This window comes from Alphaproteobacteria bacterium LSUCC0396, assembly GCA_041228345.1.
Taxonomy (GTDB): Bacteria; Pseudomonadota; Alphaproteobacteria; order Puniceispirillales; family Puniceispirillaceae; genus UBA3439.
Map to the genome: position 1 here is coordinate 1,884,795 of CP166131.1, position 21,401 is coordinate 1,906,195.

At 48.3% G+C, this 21,401-nt stretch carries 16 protein-coding genes and 1 tRNA gene; 7 read left to right on the top strand and 10 right to left on the bottom strand.

Annotation, left to right across the window (positions count from 1 at the left end):
- Positions 1-91 precede the first annotated feature (91 nt).
- Together AB8881_09100 and AB8881_09105 are read left to right on the top strand one after the other, a co-directional pair.
- Positions 92-418, top strand: coding sequence for a GYD domain-containing protein (locus AB8881_09100; protein XDZ62698.1), 327 nt, complete (start codon positions 92-94; stop codon positions 416-418).
- Positions 419-445: 27 nt separating this feature from the next.
- Positions 446-519 (top strand) — tRNA-Arg (locus tag AB8881_09105).
- Positions 520-916: 397 nt separating this feature from the next.
- Here the strand turns inward: AB8881_09105 and AB8881_09110 are convergent.
- Complete coding sequence (locus AB8881_09110) at positions 917-1,798, bottom strand: FRG domain-containing protein (GenBank protein XDZ62699.1); 882 nt, start codon at positions 1,796-1,798, stop codon at positions 917-919.
- A 177-nt stretch (positions 1,799-1,975) separates the two neighbouring features.
- Between AB8881_09110 and AB8881_09115 the strand changes: the two genes are divergently transcribed.
- From AB8881_09115 to phnN, 4 genes are all read left to right on the top strand, one after another.
- Positions 1,976-2,962, top strand: coding sequence for a TAXI family TRAP transporter solute-binding subunit (locus AB8881_09115; protein ID XDZ62700.1), 987 nt, complete (start codon positions 1,976-1,978; stop codon positions 2,960-2,962).
- 81 nt (positions 2,963-3,043) lie between these two features.
- Positions 3,044-4,954 (top strand): TRAP transporter permease, encoded by a 1,911-nt coding sequence (locus AB8881_09120; protein XDZ62701.1) that lies wholly within the window; start codon positions 3,044-3,046, stop codon positions 4,952-4,954.
- Between the two features lie 70 nt (positions 4,955-5,024).
- Positions 5,025-5,861, top strand: a complete 837-nt coding sequence (nadC, locus tag AB8881_09125; protein XDZ62702.1) for a carboxylating nicotinate-nucleotide diphosphorylase — start codon at positions 5,025-5,027, stop codon at positions 5,859-5,861.
- A gap of 31 nt (positions 5,862-5,892) precedes the next feature.
- Entirely contained in the window at positions 5,893-7,941 is a 2,049-nt protein-coding gene (gene phnN / locus AB8881_09130; GenBank protein XDZ62703.1) for a phosphonate metabolism protein/1,5-bisphosphokinase (PRPP-forming) PhnN, read from the top strand.
- 103 nt (positions 7,942-8,044) lie between these two features.
- On the opposite strand, the gene AB8881_09135 is transcribed toward phnN, so the two are convergent.
- Positions 8,045-8,572, bottom strand: a complete 528-nt coding sequence (locus tag AB8881_09135; protein ID XDZ62704.1) for a hypothetical protein — start codon at positions 8,570-8,572, stop codon at positions 8,045-8,047.
- Between the two features lie 502 nt (positions 8,573-9,074).
- Positions 9,075-9,470: a hypothetical protein gene (locus AB8881_09140; protein ID XDZ62705.1), complete on the bottom strand. Its 396-nt coding sequence runs from the start codon at positions 9,468-9,470 to the stop codon at positions 9,075-9,077.
- A 275-nt stretch (positions 9,471-9,745) separates the two neighbouring features.
- Between AB8881_09140 and AB8881_09145 the strand changes: the two genes are divergently transcribed.
- Entirely contained in the window at positions 9,746-10,996 is a 1,251-nt protein-coding gene (locus tag AB8881_09145) for an MFS transporter (GenBank protein ID XDZ62706.1), read from the top strand.
- Positions 10,997-11,086: 90 nt separating this feature from the next.
- Here the strand turns inward: AB8881_09145 and AB8881_09150 are convergent, their stop codons facing one another.
- The 7 genes from AB8881_09150 to betA form a co-directional block, all read right to left on the bottom strand.
- Positions 11,087-11,869, bottom strand: a complete 783-nt coding sequence (locus AB8881_09150) for a carnitinyl-CoA dehydratase (GenBank protein ID XDZ64545.1) — start codon at positions 11,867-11,869, stop codon at positions 11,087-11,089.
- On the bottom strand, positions 11,862-13,901 hold the full coding sequence (locus AB8881_09155) for an acetate--CoA ligase family protein (GenBank protein ID XDZ62707.1): 2,040 nt from the start codon (positions 13,899-13,901) through the stop codon (positions 11,862-11,864). The genes AB8881_09150 and AB8881_09155 overlap by 8 nt, the downstream gene beginning before the upstream one ends.
- 18 nt (positions 13,902-13,919) lie before the next feature.
- On the bottom strand, positions 13,920-15,080 hold the full coding sequence (locus tag AB8881_09160; GenBank protein XDZ62708.1) for an acyl-CoA dehydrogenase family protein: 1,161 nt from the start codon (positions 15,078-15,080) through the stop codon (positions 13,920-13,922).
- A 31-nt stretch (positions 15,081-15,111) separates the two neighbouring features.
- Complete coding sequence (locus tag AB8881_09165; protein ID XDZ62709.1) at positions 15,112-16,500, bottom strand: carnitine 3-dehydrogenase; 1,389 nt, start codon at positions 16,498-16,500, stop codon at positions 15,112-15,114.
- A gap of 10 nt (positions 16,501-16,510) precedes the next feature.
- Positions 16,511-17,422, bottom strand: a complete 912-nt coding sequence (locus AB8881_09170) for a 3-keto-5-aminohexanoate cleavage protein (GenBank protein ID XDZ62710.1) — start codon at positions 17,420-17,422, stop codon at positions 16,511-16,513.
- Between the two features lie 271 nt (positions 17,423-17,693).
- Entirely contained in the window at positions 17,694-19,331 is a 1,638-nt protein-coding gene (locus tag AB8881_09175; GenBank protein XDZ62711.1) for a long-chain-fatty-acid--CoA ligase, read from the bottom strand.
- Positions 19,332-19,536: 205 nt separating this feature from the next.
- Positions 19,537-21,210: a choline dehydrogenase gene (gene betA / locus AB8881_09180; GenBank protein ID XDZ62712.1), complete on the bottom strand. Its 1,674-nt coding sequence runs from the start codon at positions 21,208-21,210 to the stop codon at positions 19,537-19,539.
- Between the last annotated feature and the right edge of the window lie 191 nt (positions 21,211-21,401).

A 21,401-nucleotide genomic window follows, 5' to 3' on the forward strand; every position in this document is an offset into this window, starting at 1 on the left:
GCTATAATGGTGGTGGCGCGAAAGACAGCTAGCCTTTGCCTTCGCCCTATTATGTGGCAGGCTTGATTGGTGAGAAAGGGAGTTTGATGAAATGAGAGTATTATACCTAGGAATGTATAGTGACGAAGGGCTTCAGGGCTTAGAGAGCAGCAGCTTGGCAAAACGCAAAGAAGCTGCCGCTTCAATCGCGAAAGCGGCTGGTGGAGAGCTGCTTGATTTGATGTATCTGCAGGGCGATTACGATATGGCGGCACTTATGGAATTGCCAAGTATCGAGTCAGCAAGTGGTCTGTTAAAAGCTGTAAATGACTCGGGTGCTTGGGAAAACATGATGATGTTCCCTGAATTTGATTTGGATGAGGGGTTGAAGGCGATTAACGCTGTCAAGTCGAGCTATAAAACGCCCGGGCAAGAATAAAATTCTTGGTCTGAGAAGAGTTAAGACGGTTCCATAGCGCAATTGGATAGAGCATCTGATTTCGAATCAGAAGGCTGGGCGTTCGAGTCGCTCTGGGACCGAAATGATAATCCGCTATTGCGGTTAAAGATCGGTTGAAACTGAAATTTTAAAATGAAAACACACCGGGCTAAAAGCTAGCGCTTTCTCACGTTCCGAGGACACAGATCCGCGGTCCAAGCGTCTCGGACCACGACCCTCTGGCCAAATCTGTTGAACTGGTTTTAGCTTTTATTATCTTTAACCCAACTAAGGCATCAAACAACTTCACTATTTATTTAATAGTTTAGAAAATATGAGCCATTGCAAGCTGAAGCGAGCGCTCGTAGCATTGTTATGGCGAGGAAATAGGGAGCTCAATTAACGATGCTAACAATAAAATTGCGTAACTGACGCCGCGACCATTTACCTCGACCAAGAGGAACACATTCCTGCAGCGTCTGTCGAAATTTGCGGGGGTCAGTCCAAAGTTTGACCATCATAGTAAATTCCGTCATTGCGCTGAAAATACTGCCGCGCCAGCCAGCTGCACATACCATCCAATCCAGGGAATAACACTCTTTCAGTGATGTTCGATTGATCAAGTTTGTCACGAATCTCCCATTTAAGATCCGCAGGGATCACGATTTTCCTCCAGATATCGGGCTTTTTATGCAACCAGTCCGTCATCGGCTTGCAAGCGCCAATTTGCACAGAAAAGCATGCAAACTGGTTCACAATCCTTGAGCTAATTGAAGGGGGTTCGAAAAAAACGACCTGCTCTAATCGTGACGGATCGCTGACATTTTCCAGCGATTTTATGACGCTGGACAGCATTTCGTCCGTGAAGACGTGTGCGCCTTCGCGAAAAAGTCGCTCTTTCAAAGAGGCCTCCAGATGATCATGGGCCCGATGATAGTCAACCATCCAGATTGCGCCATCATGCTCCATGGATTCTAGATTGGCGCATGCGAAATGCGCCGAGATCAGCGGCGAATACGTCCAGTCAAGAAGCCGGGTCGGGAGGCCGTGATGCTGGGCCAACGCAATCCAGTGCCAAAAGTTCTTGGGTTGGTCCTCCGACGCGCCCAAATGCGATTTGGCATACTTTATGAAATTGCGAAGCAGGTGCTTCTCCAGATTGACCTGTTTACCGCTGTTTCGAGACAGGCTTGGTGACAGCTCGTACTCGGCTCTGGAATGCCCCCTGAAAAGGTAGTGTGACCGGTGCCGTCTTATTTGCTGGTTCCAAGAGCTGTCGTGCAGGGCTTCCAGAAGCTCAACCCAAGTAGTCACCGTGACTGTACTTTCAGATAGCGACCGATTTAATATTATGTCTTCACGCGCTGGCCTGTTGTTCATTTCGGTTCCCCAAAAAACAGTTGCGATTTTTATAATAGCCTTGTCCTAGCAGATAATCTCAACAGAACAAAATTTTTGACACCTGAACCCTAAAAAACAAGTTGACTAGCCACCAAATTATGTTCGTATACTAACAAATAAAAAGTAAAATAGACAGCTTCAGCAAGGAGGAACACCATGATTTTAAAGCGTAAGTTAACCATTGGCGCACTCGCCGCGGCGGCTCTATTCGCGGCTCATCCGGTGAGTGCAGCATCGAATATCACCCTTTGCGGCGGCAGCCCCGGAGGCCTTTGGTCGCTGCTCGGCGCGGGCCTTGATGCCGCCGTTCGCAAAATCGAGCCGGACACGACAGTTACATATCAGACATCCAGTGGTGGCTTTGCGAACATCGTTCAGGTGGCGCAGGGAAAATGCGACCTAGCCATTGTGCATGTCGCTGAAGTGGTGATCGCACAGCGTGGTGAAGAGCCGTTCAAAGAGCCGACAGGTGGCGTTGAGGCTGTTTCGATGCTCTATGACTGGGCTCCCATGCAATGGGTTATAGACAAAAACTATGCTCAGACAAATGGCCTAAACTCCATTGCCGACCTTGCCAGTTCCAAAGAATCATTCGATTTGGTAGTGAATCGGCGAGGTATTTTGCCATCGATTCTGGCTGAGAAGTCACTTGCCGATGTTGGCGTCACGTTTGACGGCATCGAGAGCAAGAAAGGCAGTGTGCAATTCCAAGGTTCCGGTGGCGCATCCAAGATCATGCAAGATGGCAAGGCAGATGCCTGGGTTAATGCGACGTTCATCGGTAGTGGACAAATCAGGGCCATTGCCGAGAAACGTGAACTCACGCTGTTGTCTGTCCCGGACAAAACCATCGCGATGATGCAAGAAAAATACGGCTCTAAGGCTGTTACGATTCCGGCGGGTGCTTACCCATGGCTGGACAAGGAAGTGAAAACTTTCGGCGCTTCGGCCGCTCTTATAGCGGCTAAAGATGCAGATCCTGCCTTGGTCAAACTTGTGACTACGGCGATCTTCCAGAACCCCTCAGAGATCCAGGGCGTTCACAAGGCGATGCGCGCGTTCAACGGTGAACTGGCTGCATCCCTCAAGTCGTTCAAGTACCATCCAGTTGCTGCAGAAGTCATATCCGCAGCAGGCTTCTAAGCAGACACCCATATGCGTCAGCCATGTTTCTGCAATGGCTGACGCAACACACCTTACCTTCTTGACAATGGAATAGGCCTGATGGGTAGTGTCTTAAGTCTTCTATTTTCAACGGGACCGCGACGGCATTTGACCGGGTGGCTTTATTGGCCCGTTCGTATTTACACTGCTCTCTTCACGGTTTGGGTCCTTTGGGCCGCGGTCTTTTCTCGCACCGACGCGTTGTCGCTGACCGTTGTGTTCCTGTCTTTGATCTTTGTTCCGTCTTTCCTCCTTATTGGCGCAACGGAACGCGCAAACCCTTGCAAGCCCGGCGTCATTGACTGGCTCTTGTCCGCGCTGGCCGCAGTGTGTGCAGCCTATTTCATTTATTTCATTCCTGAGACCGCCTCTCGCATAAGTCTGCTTTTTGATTTGCGAGTGGATCAGTTTGTTATGGCGGGCATATTAATCCTGCTGACACTTGAAATTACACGGCGAACAGTTGGCGTGTTTCTGATGATGATTGTTGTGGCATTCATCTTGTATAACCTCTACGGGCACCTTATCCGTGGCCAACTTGGGCATGGGTATATTTCGTTTTCGCATTTTATCGATATTAACGTCTACACAACGGACGGCCTGTTTGGCGTGCCGGTCCGCGTCGCGGCTACATATGCGTTTCTCTTCGTGATGTTTGGAACATTCCTGGAGAAGGCAAAGGGTGGTGACTTCTTTTTCGGGCTTGCGGCTGCGCTATCAGGTCGTTCGGTAGGCGGGCCTGCCAAGATTGCCGTTTCGTCCTCTGCTTTGTTCGGCACGATGTCCGGTAGCCCGACTTCAGACGTTGTCGCGACTGGTTCAATTACCATTCCGATGATGAAAAGGCTGGGATACCGACCCGAACTTGCGGGTGGTGTCGAGGTGGCGGCCTCGACAGGGGGAAGCTTGCTACCCCCTGTCATGGGCTCGGCCGCGTTTATCATGGCCGAGATGACCAATCTTGACTATGGAGAGATCGTGCTGGCAGCCTTGGTGCCTGCGCTTCTCTACTATCTCGGTATTTTCATCCAAGTACACCTCAGATCGGTTGCGCTGGGCCTCGCGCCTCTGGATGAAACAGAGGTCCCAAACCTTGCAGACACATTTCGGAAGGGGTGGATATTTCTGGTTCCACTTGGTGGCCTTGTCTCCCTACTTGTTGTGGGATATTCCCCAACAATGGTCGCGGCCGGTAGCGCGTTTCTGGTTTGGCTGGTCTCTTTCTTAAGGCCCGAAACCAGATTAGGATTCAAGGGCACCATTGAGGCGCTGTCGGAAACCACGATACGCATGCTGGCCGTAACAGGGGCCTGCGCGGCCGCAGGGCTTGTCATAGGCGGAATCACGATGACCGGGTTGGCGGCGAAATTCTCTTTTGTCGCCTTTTCATTGGCTGGTGATCAGGTCCTTGTAACGCTTTTTCTAAGCGCCGTAGTAACTATCATTTTAGGGCTTGGTATGCCAACGCCCAGCGCTTACGTGCTCGCGGCTGTATTGGTGGGTCCAACCCTTGTGAACGACTATGGCTTTCAAGAGTTGAATGCCCATCTCTTCCTTTTGTATTTCGCGGTTATGTCCGCCATGACACCACCAGTGGCTGTCGCCGCTTACGCGGCCGCTGCGATTTCGGGCGCAAACCCACTGAGAATTGCGGTTATATCTATGCGATTTTCTATCGTTGCCTTCATTGTGCCGTTCATCTTTGTGCTGAACCCCCTATTGTTGACCCCAGTTGCAAGCCCCCAAGCGATTGCAGTGTGCTTGGCAACAGTTCTGGCCTGTACTCTGATCGCAGTAGCTTCGGAGATATGGTGGCTGGACAAGTTATCTGGGCCCATTCGGGCTGCAATGGTCTTGGCCGCCTTGGCACTGTCCGTCCCCTACATGAGTTGGAAACTTCTTGGAGCGTCAATTGGTCTGGGGCTGCTTATTCATTGCTACCGAGGATATCAAAACTACCGGTTCCAGTAATGCGATCTTTCCGTTGCAATTGCTTTAACCCCCATTATAATTGTTAGTACACAAATGAAAGGAAGCTAACATGTTGCTTGACCTTCGCAAGATCAATAATTTGATCGACCTGTGGCTCGACGAGGATGTTAATTACTATGATCTGACAGCAAAGATCATGGTAGAAGACGAGGCCGTGGCCAATTTTGGTATGAATGCGAGGGAGCCCATTATTCTCTCAGGCCTAAAAATTGCAGAAATGGTCTTCAAGAAAATGGACCCCGACTGCAGCTTTGTAACAAACCATAAGGACGGCGACAGGGTTGAAAAAGGGGAGACTTTCGCAGTCGTCACCGGCAACGCACAGGGGCTTTTGACGGCAGAGCGAGTAGCCCTCAACCTGATTCAGCGTATGTGCGGGATTGCTGGCTTAACCGCACAATATGTCGACGCCATAGATGGCACCGGCGTCACATTAATTGACTCACGCAAGACAACACCGGGTCTGCGGATGATTGAAAAATATGCGGTGGTTTGTGGCGGTGGCCGCAGTCATCGGCTCGGCCTGGATAATGGGATCATGCTGAAGGACAACCACATTGCCGTTGCCGGCAGCATTACGGCGGCCGTTCAGCGCGCTAAAGCCTATGCGCCAATTCTAACCAAGATCGAAGTCGAATGCGATCGTCTGGACCAGGTCGAAGAAGCATTGGCAAGCGGCGTTGATGTTATCATGCTTGACAACATGAGCAACGAAGACATGGCAAGGGCTGTTGGAATGGTCGACAAACGAGTTCCGCTTGAATGCTCCGGCGGTGTGCGGCTTGAGACAATTCGGGCCAAGGCAGAAACCGGTGTGGACTACATCTCGGTTGGGCGCCTCACCCAGTCTGTAGCTTGCGTTGACATCGGCTTGGACGAAATCTGAAGCTCAATTCTCTTTATTGGGGAGAGATCTAATGCCTGGGACACTGTTTCTTGTGGTTGGGCCAAGCGGCGTTGGAAAAGACACTTTGCTTCACGGAGCGCGTGAAGCTTTGGAGGGTAGATGGTTTCGTTTCCCGCAACGGGTCATAACGCGCCCCACCGACGCAGGAGGCGAAAACCACAAGCCTGCGACGGATGCGTCTTTTGAAGACATGGTTTCAAATGATGCCTTCCTGCATTATTGGAAGGCTCACGGACTCAGATATGGCATCCCGCGCGATATCATTGGTGATCTTGAGGCGGGCGTCAATGTGGTGGTTAACACCTCCAGAATGGAAGTCGAGGCTTTCCAACGCAAAGCGCCAAGAACGGTCGTAATTTGCATAAATGCGGCTAAGGACGTAATTGCGGCACGTTTGAGAGTACGTGGAAGGGAAACAGAAGATGAGATCAGCCGCCGCCTCGAGAGAACTGTTGAGCAATCCGCTAATATCGAGAGTGCGGTAGAGATATTCAACGACACAACCGTGCAAGAGGGGACCGAGAGGCTGGTCGAGGTCATTGCTGGCTCTTGCGACCTTTATGCTGAAGCAAATGAGTTTCCCGGAGATTTCGCATCAAAAGCGCTTTGTTTGTTGCATTCTGAAAATCCAGTCGCGACGCGATTGCTGGCGGGGACAGAGAGGGTGGCCATTTATGCAAACGGCAAATCGATAACGGCCGATCTGGGGTGGACTGAAACTGCGTCATTTGTGAAGAGGGACATTTGTGCCGTATCTGAGAAGGTTCTGTCCACCTTAGGCGTTGAGCCAGGTCACCCCGTGAGAATCGAACGGTCACCCGCGCCCGAAAGTCGCGCTATTCTTCAAAAGAAGGTGCGCGGTGGTGAGTTGAACTCGAATGAAATCCACAGGATAGTCAGAGATCTTGTGGATGGAAGGTTCAGCGCTTCTGAAATTGCCGGCTTCTTGGTGTCGGCTTCGCGCAACCTGACAATTGACGAGGTCGTCGAATTGACAAGAGCGCGTGCACAATACGCACATAAACAAAAATGGAACGCGGGTATTGTTGTGGACAAGCATTCCATGGGCGGCATTCCAGGCAATAGAGTCTCACCGATTATCATTCCGATCATTGCGTCTTTTGGACTGATCATGCCAAAAACATCATCTCGGGCGATCACTTCAGCGGCCGGAACGTCCGATGTCATGGAAGTACTTGCGAGGGTTGACCTTACCCCGGAACAGATGGCACAGGTTGTCAACAAAACCGGCGCTTGTATCGCCTGGAACGGCCGTCTGACGCACTCACCTGTTGATGACGTGATGAATTCCATCAACGGCCCTCTGGGCCTTGCCTCGGCGCTATTGGACACTTCCTCGATCTTATCCAAGAAACTGGCTGCGGGGTCGACGCATGTTCTGATCGATTTGCCGATCGGACCTCAGGCAAAAACGGTTTCACGGGAAGACGGCGAAAGCCTGAAGCAACTTTTTGAAACGGTTGGGGCTGGTGTTGGGCTTAAAGTTCATACCTACCTATCGGACGGGACAAAGCCTGTCGGCCGTGGTGTCGGACCTGTACTGGAAACGATTGATGTGCTGAAGGTTCTGTCGAATGAAACGGATGCCCCACAAGACCTTCTGGAAAAATCGGTTCAGTATGCGGCACATATTCTTGAATGGACCGGAGCAGTCGACAGAGGCCAAGGGCATGGCAAGGCTATGAGCATTTTAACAAGCGGTGAAGCCTACGAAAAACTGCAGGAAATTGTGCTTGCTCAAGGCAGCCAAGCAAAAAAACTAAACCCTGGGCGATTTACATTTGAAATCGATGCGGACAGAAGCGGCACTATTGAAGAAATCGACATTCAGACGATCGCCGCACTCGCCAGAGCGGCCGGCGCACCGCTCGACAAGTCTGCGGGGGTCTACCTTTGCGCAAATGTCGCGTCGACAGTTGAAAAAGGCCAAACATTATTACGCATTCACGCCTCTAGCCAAAAGGCACTTGAAGAAGCGGTCGCTAAAGTGAATGAAATGTCGTCGATTGTTCGAAAATGGTCTGAAGCGTCTTGTTAGTAGCGGAGGAGGGACTCGAACCCCCGACACACGGATTATGATAAAACTGCTTTAACTTTTCATATTTGATTTCAGTTGTTTACAAGCACATAAATTAGGTGTGTTAAAATGACACGGCGTTGCCAGCCAGCCTAGTTCCATAAGCATCTGTGAGAGAATACAAAGCTATGCATAACCCATTGGCAAGCGCCAACAACAGCTCTTTTTTGTGAAATCCATCCCGCCGTAATTGTACCAAACCATATGTAACAAGTCCGGCGCATATTACAGCAATACCTAGAGCAGTGTCTTTTGACACCTCAGACCCAAAAAGTCCCAGACTAATCACAAAAACAAATAATGGTGCTGATCCTCTTGCTACGGGATAAATGCTACTTAACTGGCCAATAGTGTATGCTTTAAATAGAGATATGTTATAGCCTGTTTGAATGGCAGCGCTGAGCAAAACTACCGGTAAAACCTCCAATCTCGGTATCCCTGCGATGGCCAAACCAGCTAACGCTAAGGGCAGACTGGTAAAAAAAATAGCCATGACAGCAACTGGTTTATCTGGAGCAGACTTTAAAATCAGATTCCAAGTTGCATGGAGTAACGCTGAGGCCAGCAAGAGAATAAAAATTGCCTGTTCCATTTAGGACCCCTCAACATAAAGCTCTAATAAAAAATACGCCATGCAGACCAACCCACGCCACCATAGTTGCGACCAGTCAACAAAAACAAAAAATAGAAAATAAATAGTGATTTTTTTTACTCATGAATTGATCAAATCTAACGACGCCGCTCAAACAAATTCCACTATGATACTTTGATGGTTTATGCATCAATCTTTGGATTTAGATTGCCCGGCTATAGAAATGGGGAAGGATAAGTCATCTCTCATTCTCACAGTTTAAGCTTTGGTCACCGCCAGATCGGTGCTTTGTCATAGCTGTCAATTGTCACAGTTAATTTTTGTCTACTAATCTCGAGTCAAGAAGTTCACCCTCACGCGATAGAATAGGGTAGGCGATAGTAGCTATTTGGCTGTTGAACTCCTTGAAAGCAAGGCTGGTTTCAAGGTGTAAGTCGCTCGTCTCAAAACTTTCAGACAGTCCAGCGGCAAGGCGTTCTAGATGTCGTTTACGGCTTTTCCGCTAGTGGCGAGAGAGTTTGGATTTTTCTTCTACTAACTGGCGTGCAATGTCTACGTCACGTGAGATCAGCACGTTGTTTGCAAGTGAAATGTTGGCAATGATGTGATCATGCATGCTTTCCAGCTCAGCAAGACCTTCAGCGGAAAAGTGAATGCCTTCTGTCTGGCGGCTTAGGGTGAGCGGCAAAAGAGTTTTGGCAACAATATTTCCTGCAGCTTCGATCGCAATAGCGAATTCGATTAAATTCCGGAGCTGGCGGCTGCGGCCCCTTGACGTGATTTCTTTTGAGAGCTCGCTCGAATATTCACGAATGCCATCAAATGCACGATGAAGTCGCTCGTTATTTTCAAGGATCTTTTTGCTTCGTTTTTTATAATATCTCTCGAATAACTGCATTATCGGGAGCATCATCTCTTGGGTAATGAGGAGCATGTTTTGAATTTCACGCTGGATGCATGTCAATGCTAGTGGGGAGGAGCGCTTTCGGCCTGCATATGGACGTGAGGAGATCTAACCATCCAAAAATGTTCTTTGAAGAATGTGGGTTGTTAAAGAAGAGAGTAAATAAGAATTTTTATTCTTTTGCACCCTTCTATTATCAAATTCGCTTCATTAATACTCACTTTCCTGTCAACGTGAATGCTTCAGGCCTAGCGAATTGAAAAGCCAAAATGCAGCTAATAATTTCTCTCTCAGCCCTGCTTTTATCAGTCATGCTTGTGCAAATGGGCATAGGTGCCCTGAGACCGTTTGACAGTGTTTCTGGAGCTGTTCTAGGCTTTACCAGTGTTGATATTGGGCTTGTCGCATCTGGACATTTTGTCGGCTTTTTGGTTGGATGTTTAATTGGGCCAAAACTGGTTTTCCGGGCGGGTCATTCTCGGGCTTTTGCTATCTTCACGGCTTGTGGCGTTATATCGATAATCGCACACACAATTTATGCTGACGCATATTACTGGACTATAGCGCGCATATTTGGTGGTTTCGCGGTTGCAGGTTGTTACACGGTTATTGAAAGTTGGCTGCAAGCAAAGGCCAGAAATAAAATCCGTGCCCGAGTTTTTTCGATTTATCGGATCTCTGATTTTGCCGGTCAGATTCTAGCAAATAGCCTGATAGGTGTTTTGACCCCTGCAAGCTACATATCTTACAATATGCTCGCAATGATAATGTGTCTTGCACTAATTCCACTAGCTTTTACCCTAAGTAAGGAGCCTGCTCTTCCAAAAACAAATATATTTCAACCATTTATTGCCTATAAAGTATCGCCCCTTGCCACTCTGGGTGTAGTGGTTGCTGGCGTTTCGAGTGCGGCTTTTGGATCAATTGCGCCGTTATTTGCAAAAGATCTAAACATGTCTTACATGGAAATGTCTTATTTTTTGACCACTGCAGTTGTCGGTGGGATTGTCGTCCATCCTCCAGCAGGTTTTCTTGCCGACCACCTTGATCGCCGTTTGGTTCTGATGGTTTTTAGCGTTTTGTCTACGATTGTGTGTTTGGCGATTGGTAGCGGGCTAGTTGACCTAGCTGCGCATGGCTATAGCGCTCAATTGCTATTTGCGTTCCTATTTGGGATATGCACTTTTCCTATTTATTCATTGTCAGCTGCACACGCAAATGATTTTGCACCTCCAAATCAAATGCTCAACCTCAGTGCATCTTTAATTTTTTTCTACGCTCTTGGCGCTATTATTTCCCCAATCATTGCTGGCTTTTTGATAGGCATGCATGGAACGTTATATCTTTTTATCCATATCTCAATGGCGCATATTGTTTTGATAATTTTCACTATTGCTCGCTCTATCGCTCGGCCAGTGTCCAAAGATGACAAGCCGTATGTTTATTATCCTCGGACAACAATGTTTATCGCAAATATAATTCGTGTGCGTAATTTAAAGGGCAAAAGAGATAAACATTAATAGGTAAGAGGGTTTAATATATAAATAGATGCGTGCAGCTGAATTGTCAGAACTTTCCGTCTTTCCGGTTTCTTGGGCAATAAAGAAGACTCAACAACCTTTCCAGACAGGGTCTCTTTTTTCAGAAAAAGCACGAGCTCCCTCGAGCTGGTCTTCAGAATTATAGAGTTTTTCAACAGTTGGTAGTTGGCTTTTAGTAACCCGGTTTAGCGCATCTTGAAAATTCATATCCTCTGCCATACGAACCACTTCTTTTATGGCTGCATAAACAAGAGGTGGGCCAGAGGCTAAAAGCTGGGCTATTTCTCGTGCTTTTTCCATAATTTGATCTCTGGGATAAATATGGTTAACCAGACCCCATTTAGCGGCTTCATGAACATCAATCCAGCGACCAGTTAGCAGCATCTCCATTGCGATATGATAAGGGATGCGTTTCGGTAACTTGATAGAAGCTGCATCTGCAACTGTGCCTGAGCGAATTTCGGGGAGAGCAAAAGTTGCGTGTTCCGCAGCCAAAATAATATCGCAAGAGAGGGCCATCTCTAGCCCGCCACCGCAACAAATACCGTTTACGGCACAAATTAATGGCTTGTTCAGATGCGGCAATTCCTGCAATCCACCAAAACCACCAACGCCGTAATCACCATCTACAGCATCGCCTGTTGCCGCTGCTTTCAAATCCCACCCGGCTGAAAAAAATTTATCACCAGCGGCGGTGAGAATAGCCACTCTTAGTTCTGGGTTGTCGCGGAAACCGAGGAAGACTTCTCCCATTTGCCTGCTGGTCACCAAATCTATAGCGTTGGCCTTTGGCCGATCGATCGTCACTTCTAAAACATGACCATTGATTTGAGTTTGAATGGGGCTAGGCATCTGCATTTTCTCCAATCCGAATAAGCGCGTCCACTGCAACTGCTGACTTGGATGTCAGGATCAGCGGATTAATTTCAATTTCAGCCAAACTAGCACGTCTGTCTAGCACACATGTCTGCATCGCCAGCACGGCCTTGACTAGGGCAGGTTTATCAACCGCCGGCTTGCCACGATAGCCTGTCAACATGGGAGCTAATTTAAGCTGCTGAAGAGCGTTCAGAATATCATTCTGATTGACGGGCAATGACAGGCTTACACTGTCTCTGAGTAACTCTGTAAATACCCCGCCCGCAGCGAGAGTAAGCACATATCCGTGCGCAGGGTCACCAACAATTCCGACAAGCAATTCAACAATTGAATCAGTTATAAATTCTTCGATTATATAACGTTGTTGATCCATTTCTAACATTGCTCTTTTCAGCTCAGTTTGATCCGAAAGCCCTATTATAACCCCTCCGACCTCCGACTTATGAGCCTCACCAATGGCTTTAAGAACAACAGGATATGGAAAGGGCAAGGTTGCTGGCAACTTGTCTTGAGCCACCACTATATAATGCGGTAAATCAACGCCATAATCCGACAAAATAGCTTTTGACGTTATCTCATCTAATATATGTGTTTGGCCAAGGCGGGGCGCCGCAATTACAGATGCTTCAGGTGCTGGATGAACTGAGGCTACTGACGCAATAGCTGCTAGCCCAACCTCTAGACCACACAACGGGACAAGGCCCGCCTTAGCTATTTGTAAAGCGCGATCTTCCGGCATGTTTTCAGGGAGAGAGGCAAGCAGCGCAACGGCTTTAGAGGTGCGCTTTTGTGCTATCCGCGCCGCCTCAATAACACAATCCCATGCGGCACCATCACATCTATCTGCGCGCGGAAAATCCACCACAATGATACCAAAATCGATGGGAGCATCAAGAATTGCACTATAGACATCAGCCATTGCGGGCAAATTGCCCCAAACATATGTATGATAATCTAACGGATTAGCTAAGGCGACCTTCTCACCCAAAACGGATCGTAGACCGTCTCGTTGGGTTTCGGTCAGTGCTGGGAAAACGACCCCGTTCTGCTGCCTGTGTGCAGTGTCCGCCATCAAACTGGCTTCTCCACCGGAGCATGAGGCTGAGACCAGTCTTTTGCCGGTCAGTGGACCAACTTGGTGCAGAATTTTCAGAGCCTCAATCATCTCAGCTAGACTATTAACCCTAGCTATACCAAGGCGCGCTAGAAGCGCATCTGCCGATGTCGCGCTGCCTGCTAATGAAGCAGTATGGGAAATGGTTGCTTGCTGCGCCTGTTCTGACCAGCCAACCTTCAAAGCAACAATAGCTTTGTTACGCATAGAAGCATGGCGCGCCAAACTTTCAAAATCATCTAGATCACCAATACCTTCAATATAGAGTCCTAACGCCGTTACCCGCGGATCATCTAACACTGCCCGCCCCAATGCCGCCAAACTCGTTTGCGCCTGATTGCCTGCTGTCAGTGCATAGGCGATGGGCAGACCGCGCTGTTGCATAGATAAATTAATCATTATGTTGGAGCTTTGCGTGACAATAGCCACACCAGTATCAACAGCTCGCCCACCATGCTGGTCCGGCCAAAGGCAAAACCGATCAAGGTAATTCACAAAACCGTAGCAATTAGGCCCGATGATAGGCATTCCACCTGCCGCATCAATCAGCGCGGACTGCAATGTGGCGCCATCAGCATCTTCTTCTTTGGCCTCCAGAAAACCAGAGGCAAAACATACAGCACCGCCAGCACCTTTTGCGCTCAGAGCTCTCACCTGGTCAATAGTGGCGAACCGGTTCACTCCAATAAAGGCTGCGTCTGGAGCGCTCGGCAAATCACTTACTGAGCGATAAGTAGAGACGCCGGCTAAGGTTTCTGCGGTGGGATGAACCGCAAAAATCTGACCCTCAAAACCAAGTTTTTGGCATTGGTCTATAACTGAACGTCCCCATACCCCGCCACCGATTACCACAACATTTTTTGGGTTTAATAATCGGCGCAAGTCAGACATGCCAATTGCCTTCCCGGATTAGGCGCCCAGTGGACGCAAAAGATCGCGACTGATGATATGACGTTGAATTTCAGAGGTGCCATCCCAAATCCGCTCGACCCTTGCATCACGCCAAAAGCGTTCAATTGGATAATCACTCATTAATCCCATACCGCCATGTATCTGCAAGGTGCTATCAGTCACTCGAGCCAGCATTTCCGTTGCATAGAGCTTCGCAGATGCGATTTCACGATTAGCAGGCAAGCCTTTATCTAACCGCCACGCTGAAGCAAGAGTTAGATAATCTGCGGCATCAATCTCAGTCAGCATATCGGCCAACTGAAAACTGACACCCTGGAATTTGCCAATAGGCTGGCCAAATTGTTTACGGTTTGCGCTGTAATCAAGCGCATAATCAAAACAGCGACGGGCTCGACCGACACTCATTGCGGCAACTGTTATGCGCGTTGCGTAAAGCCATGTACTCATCAACTCAAAGCCACCGTCAACTTCACCAAGAACCTGTGCGTTTGGCAGTCGGCAGTCATTAAATTCCAGAACCATATTTTTATAACCTCGATGGCTGACTGACTGATAACCATCACGAATGGTAAATCCCGGTGTTCCACGATCTACAAGGAAAGTTGTAATTCGCTTTTTGGGTCCTCGTGGGGTATCCTCCTCACCTGTCGAGACAAAGACAATCAAAAAATCTGCGTGTTCCGCACCAGAAATAAAATGCTTGCTGCCATTCAAAATCCAGTCATTACCATCACGTACAGCGGCGCATTTCATCGATCGCACATCAGAACCAGCATCGGGCTCCGTCATCGCCAGCGCATCCATCTTCTCGCCACGAACCGCTGGCAAAAGATAGCGCTCAATTTGCTCACCTTTACATGCCATTAGGATATTTTGTGGTCGACCAAAAAAATGTGTGAGTGCCATAGAGCCACGGCCAAGTTCACGTTCAACCAAGGCAAATTCTAGATGGCTTAGCCCAGCACCACCAACAGACCCTGGAAAATTACAGGCATAAAATCCTAGGTTGCGGGTTTTATTGATTATGTCTTTGGCAATTTCCTTTGGCACTTCACCTGTTCGCTCAACCAGATTTTCATGTGGATAGATTTCTTTTTCAACAAAGCTGCGCACGGTCGTGACAATCATCTTCTGTTCTTCAGATAAACCAAAATCCATCTCGTTGCCCCTTATTCTTTCCAGTCTGCCCTCATAACAATGCAAGCGCTTCAGCGACCGGGCTCAGCGGTGCGCATGATTTACGCGTTACAAGGCTAACATGTAGCAGAAACTGCTCACATGAAGCCAATAGTCTATTATCGTCAGCCCGCTTCATCTGATGGGCCAATTTTAGTTTTTTGCCATCAGCCATCATTACTTCTGTTTCTACAATCACTGCGTCGCCGGCATGCGTTTCCTGCACGTATTTAATTGCTGTCTCAACTGTAAAGTAGCTATAACCGCCGGCAACATATGTTTCATTCATACCGATGCTTGCCAAAAAACTATCTGCGGCATCAGAAAAAACCTGTCCATAGCGGCTTTCATTCATATGGCCGTTATAATCCGTCCAGTCGATTGGAATGATACGGGAAATGGTGCGGGACGCGCGTGCGGCTTTCGCCGGTAGAGAAATTGTCTTCTCATGCGCTTTGATTAGCTGGCCTGCGGCACTTCCCTGCTGTTTAAGAGCGCGCATCATAGCGACCAAATTATTATCTCGTAAACGCTCTAACGCACGTATCGTCATTGCCCCTGACTGGGCATCAGACTGACTAGCAATTTTTTCAACAAGCTCTTCGGTTAGCTCAGGCACATCCGTGAGCTTGGTCCAAGGCCATTTCAGAGCAGGCCCAAATTGTGAGAGAAAATGTGCCATCCCTGCCTCACCGCCAGCGATGCGATAGGTTTCAAAAAGGCCCATCTGTGCCCAGCGCAAACCAAACCCATAGCGGATCGCATTATCAATTTCTTCAGTGTTTGCTATGCCGTCCTTGATCAGCCACAGCCCCTCGCGCCAGACTGCTTCTAAAAGGCGGTCAGCAATATGGGCATCAATTTCCTTTCTTATATGTAGTGGAAATAGCCCAACCTTTAAGAGGGTTTCTTTTGCCGCGGCAATTTGACCGGGCCCAGTTATAGGACTTGGTACAAGTTCAATCAATGGCAAAAGATAAACCGGATTGAACGGATGACAGACCATGATCTGTTCTGGACGAGGACTACCTTCTTGCAATTCGGATGGCTTGAACCCTGAGGTGGAAGAGGCTAGCACTGCGTCCTCTGGGCAATTGGCCTGAATTTCAGCAAATACCTTTTGCTTCAGCTGAAGCCGTTCCGGCACAGATTCTTGGATATAGCTTGCATTTTGCACGGCCTGAGCAATTGTGTTGCACAGACGTATGTTACCCTCAACAGGTAGACTTGTTTCATAAAGCATCGGCAAGGCATGACGAGCATTAACCAATACATCGCTGATTTTGCGTTCTGCCTCGGGATCTGGATCGTAAAAAGATACGTCCCAGCCATTTAAAAGGAATCGTGCTAGCCAACCCGCTCCAATTACACCGCCACCGATAATCGCAATTGTCTTTGTCATTATCCGCTCCTTAGCCGTGTGGCGCACGCTTTATCAGTTTGAGCTGCTTACGCACCTCATCGGGACCAATCACGCGAGCGCCCATTGCCTCAATAATGGTCTTTGAGCGGGCGACCAGCTGTTGGTTAGTAGCCAAAACACCTTTGTCCAGCCAAAGATTATCTTCCAGCCCAACTCTAACATGACCACCGGCTAAAACAGCCGCTGCAACATAAGGCATCTGATGACGTCCCAGTGAAAACGCAGAGAAGGTCCAGGTTTCAGGCACGTTATTGACCATCGCCATGAAGGTGTTGAGGTCATCTGGTGCACCCCACGGAACACCCATGCAAAGCTGAACAAGCACATCCGGTTTTAGCACGCCGTCAGCAACTAGTCGCTTGGCGTACCATAAATGGCCAGTATCGAACGCCTCAACCTCGGGCTTCACCCCGAGCTCAGTCATCATCCGGCCCATTTCCATCAGCATGCCTGGGGTGTTTGTCATCACATAATTTGCTTCGGCAAAATTCATAGTTCCACAATCAAGTGTGCAAATTTCGGGCAGACATTCCGCCACATGCGCAACACGTTCCACTGCACCGGCCATGTCGGTGCCTGCCGCCAGTGGTAGAGGGTTTTCTGTGCCGCCAAAAATCATGTCCCCGCCCATGCCTGCTGTCAGGTTCAACACTACATCCACCGCTGAGTCACGGATCCGGTCCGTAACTTCACGATAATAGGCAAGATCACGGCTCGGCCTGCCTGTTTCTGGGTCACGCACATGGCAATGAACAATCGCAGCTCCTGCTTTGGCGGCAGCAATGGCGCTTTTAGCAATTTGTTTAGGGCTGCGCGGCACATGTGGACTTCGATCCTGCGTCCCACCGGATCCTGTGATTGCACAGGTAATAAAAACCTCTTTATTCATAATTAATGGCATTTGGCTCCCCCCTTTGGTCAGTTTAAATAATCACCTTTCAGTTTTATTGTAAACGGCTGTAAAGATAACAGTATAACTCCGGCACAACCGACCCATCTGCCGAATGAATTGACCATTTATCGTCTATGCTTTAACACGTTTTAGGCCTTAAGCTTACAGGGATGCACCATCATGCTCTGCGTCTTTAACTGGAGCAAAGGCTAAGCAAATTGACTTTTCTAGGATCGCTTCGGCGTGGAGATTGCTCTTCTGGAAAACCCTTGCCTATATCCTATGTTTCAGCATCTAAAATTGTCGCGCGAAGGGCTTTCTTATCAATTTTTCCAACACTCGTTTTGGCAATTTTGTCAACGATATCTATTCGGTTAGGCGATGCCCATTTTGATATAACACCAGCGGCAATTGCCTCTTTATATGCTGCCTTTATCATCTCTTGAATGATGGGTTTGCGATCAGATGCGGCGATCTGGCTTGACTTATCTTGTACCACCAGCAACATGGGACGCTCACCCCATTTTGAGTCAGGAATACCAATCGCTGCAACTTCAACAACACCCGGGACGGTTGATGCGATGCTTTCAAGAGTCAAAGATGAAATCCACTCGCCACCAGATTTTATAACATCTTTGACGCGGTCCGTAATAATAAGGTTACCTTGTTCATCAAATCTGCCCACATCTCCCGTATGCATATACCCACCTCGCCAAAGTGCTTTTGTTGAAACTTCATCCTTTAGGTATGCCTTGTTCAACCACGGAGCACGGGCGACAATTTCCCCAACACTTTTGCCATCACGAGGAACATCATTCATTACCGTATCGACAACACGCAGCTCTACCATTGCCGCGGGTTGCCCAGCTTTTAGCCTCGCTTCAATGTCACTCTCATCATTTGGATCTAGATGCGCGACCGTCAAGAAGGGGCACGTCTCAGAGAGACCGTAAGCGGAAAATAAATTGATGCCTCTAGCTAATGCCTGTTCTGCTAGCCCTCGCGGTAATGCTGAACCGCCGATAACCACTTTCCAATTTGACAGATCAGCTGAGGCTGCGGCATTGCAACCCAGTAACATATGTAGAACGGTTGGAACACAATGCGAAAACGTAACCCGATGCTCACAGACAAGTTTCATCAGCCTGTTTGGATCATAGCGGCCTGGGTAAATTTGTTTTAAGCCAAGCATGGTTGCGGCATAGGGAAAGCCACATCCATGCACATGGAACATCGGTGTAATCGGCATATAAACATCACGACCATGAAAGCGATTACTTGCCGACATTGGTCCCAATGTTGCCAAAATACCCATCGTGTGCAGAACAAGTTGGCGGTGTGAATAAGCAACCGCCTTTGGATCACCAGTTGTACCTGTTGTGTAAAATGTTGTTGCCCGTGTGTTTTCGTCAAAGTTGGGGAATGAGAAATCTGAATCGGCTTCTAAAAACAATTCATCAAGCACCGCTTCAAGTTGAAGGGTTGTATGAGGCAATTCACGATCTGGCGTATCACGCATTATGATCAAACGAACATCTCGTTTGACTTGTGGTATGATTTCCTCAAGCAATGGCAAAAAATCAACATGAACTAGAATAATATCATCTTCTGCGTGGTCGATCGTATAGGCGATTTGCGACGGCGAAAGACGTATATTCACAGTATGCAATGTCGCGCCCAACATTGGCACCGCAAAAAAACTCTCGAGATACCTGTGCGTATCCCAATCCATTATTGCGACGACACTACCGTGTCGAACGCCGAAGCGTCTCAATATCTGGCCAAAGCGACTAAGGCGGTTGATAAATTCAACATAGCTGTAAGAGCCAAGCCCATCGCTGATAATCTGCTGCTGCGGTGCTTGCTGTATGGGACCGTTAAGCAATGTTCTGATAAGTAGAGAAAATTCAGAACTCAATTGTCATTCCCCCTCAACAACAATAAAAGCCATCAATAAACCATTACATCTGGGAACGTGCTATGACAATCATTTACATAGAGGCTCGTGATAATGACGAACAGGTTGATGCACGCCGAGCAAAGGGAAAATGATCAGGTCAGTATCTTAAAAATCTTTTATTTTTCGGGCTTTAAAATTCAAACATACTAATGGTTAAAGCTGCCTATCGTTGCTTTAATTGCCAGTCTGGGTGTCTAAAAGGCCTATCATTAGCCGGGGCTAAAAGCGGTTTCCCCAAAATGTGATCAGCGGCTTTCTCGCCAACCATGATTGATGGTGCGTTCAAATTGCCGTTGGTGATACGCGGAAATAACGATGAATCCGCACAAAACAGATTCGTTGTGCCAATAACACGGCAGTCTGGGCTGACTACAGCCAAGGGGTCATTTTTGGCACCCATTCTACAGGTCCCGCACGGATGATAGGCTGACTCAGCTTCGTTCTGAATAAATGCGTCCAAATCTGCATCCATTACCGCGTTCGCACCCGGTTGAATCTCGTGATCGTAAAATGGACGCATCGCCTCTTGCGCCAGAATTTCACGGCTAAGTCGCAATGCCTTGCGAAATTCAGGAAGATCATCTGGGTGAGAAAGATAGTTGAATTTTATTTCAGGGGGTGTGTTTGGGTTTGACGATTTAATCTTCACATGGCCTCGTGACTTGGACCGCATTGGCCCAACATGAAGCTGGAACCCATGGCCGGCCGCTGGTGCAGTGCCATCATAGCGAATAGCTACTGGCAGAAAATGATACTGAATATCAGGATAGGTAATGTTTTTGTCTGATCGGATAAATCCAAGTGTTTCAAACTGATTCGAGGCGCCTAAACCAGACTTGAAGAATAGCCATTGAGCAGCGATGAGGGCCTTTGAGATGGGATTGAGGTGTTTATAAAGTGTTACCGGTTTTCGGCAAGCAATCTGAAAATAAACCTCAAGATGGTCCTGTAGATTGCCTCCAACACCCTTTCGATTGGCGATGACCTCTATCTCAAACCCTTTAAGGGTATCGGCACAGCCAATGCCGGACCGCTGCAAAATTGTTGGACTTGCAATCGCACCTGCACACAGGATCACCGCCTTTTGAGCGATAATATCTTGGCATTTGCCCTTGCGCCAAACTCGAACACCAACGGCGCGTCTTCCTTCAAAAAGAATTCGGTCTGCCAAAGTTCGGGTAAAAAGCCTGACCTTTCTTTTTTTTATTGCAGGCTTCAGATATGCGTTGGCCGTGGACCACCGGCGGCCTTTCCAAACCGTCATGTCAGCTGGCCCAAATCCTTCCTGACGATAGCCATTATAATCAGCAGTTACTTTATAGCCGGCCTGCAGGCTTGCTTCAACAAAGGCATGATGGAGCGGGTTATCGCGTGGCCCTCGGGTAATATGCAACGGCCCATCATTGCCTCGCCACGGAAATTCGCCGCCATGCGATGTTTCCATGCGTCGGAAATATGGTAGGACGTCAGCATAGCCCCAACCAGCTGCCCCAAGGTCACGCCAGTGATCATAATCTAAGGGGTTGCCCCGGACATATATCATCCCATTAATGGAAGACGACCCTCCGATCACTTTGCCGCGCGGGCAAACGAGCGAACGGCCGCCAAGGCCTGCTTCGGGTTCAGATTTGTAGCCCCAATCATAGCTAGACATGTTCATTGGATAGGACAAAGCGGCTGGCATCTGAATGAAAGGGCCAGCGTCACTGCCGCCAAACTCGATAACAGCGATTGAACCTTGCCCTGCAGTAGCCAACCGATAGGCAATGGCCGAACCGGCGGATCCAGATCCGATGATCACATAGTCAAATTGATATGGTGTCGCTGTAGAGGTCATCAATGGTTCATCTATGTTCCTGTAAACTATTACACACAACCTAGCCTTTATCCTTCCGAAAGCTCAAAAGAAATCGAAGCGGATGACTTTGATTGCCCCATAGTTGGATCCAAAGATAGGATTCCTTTAATTTTACAATCATTGGTATAGTGGTTACAAAATTTTTGACCAGGACAGAGTTTTGAATTTTG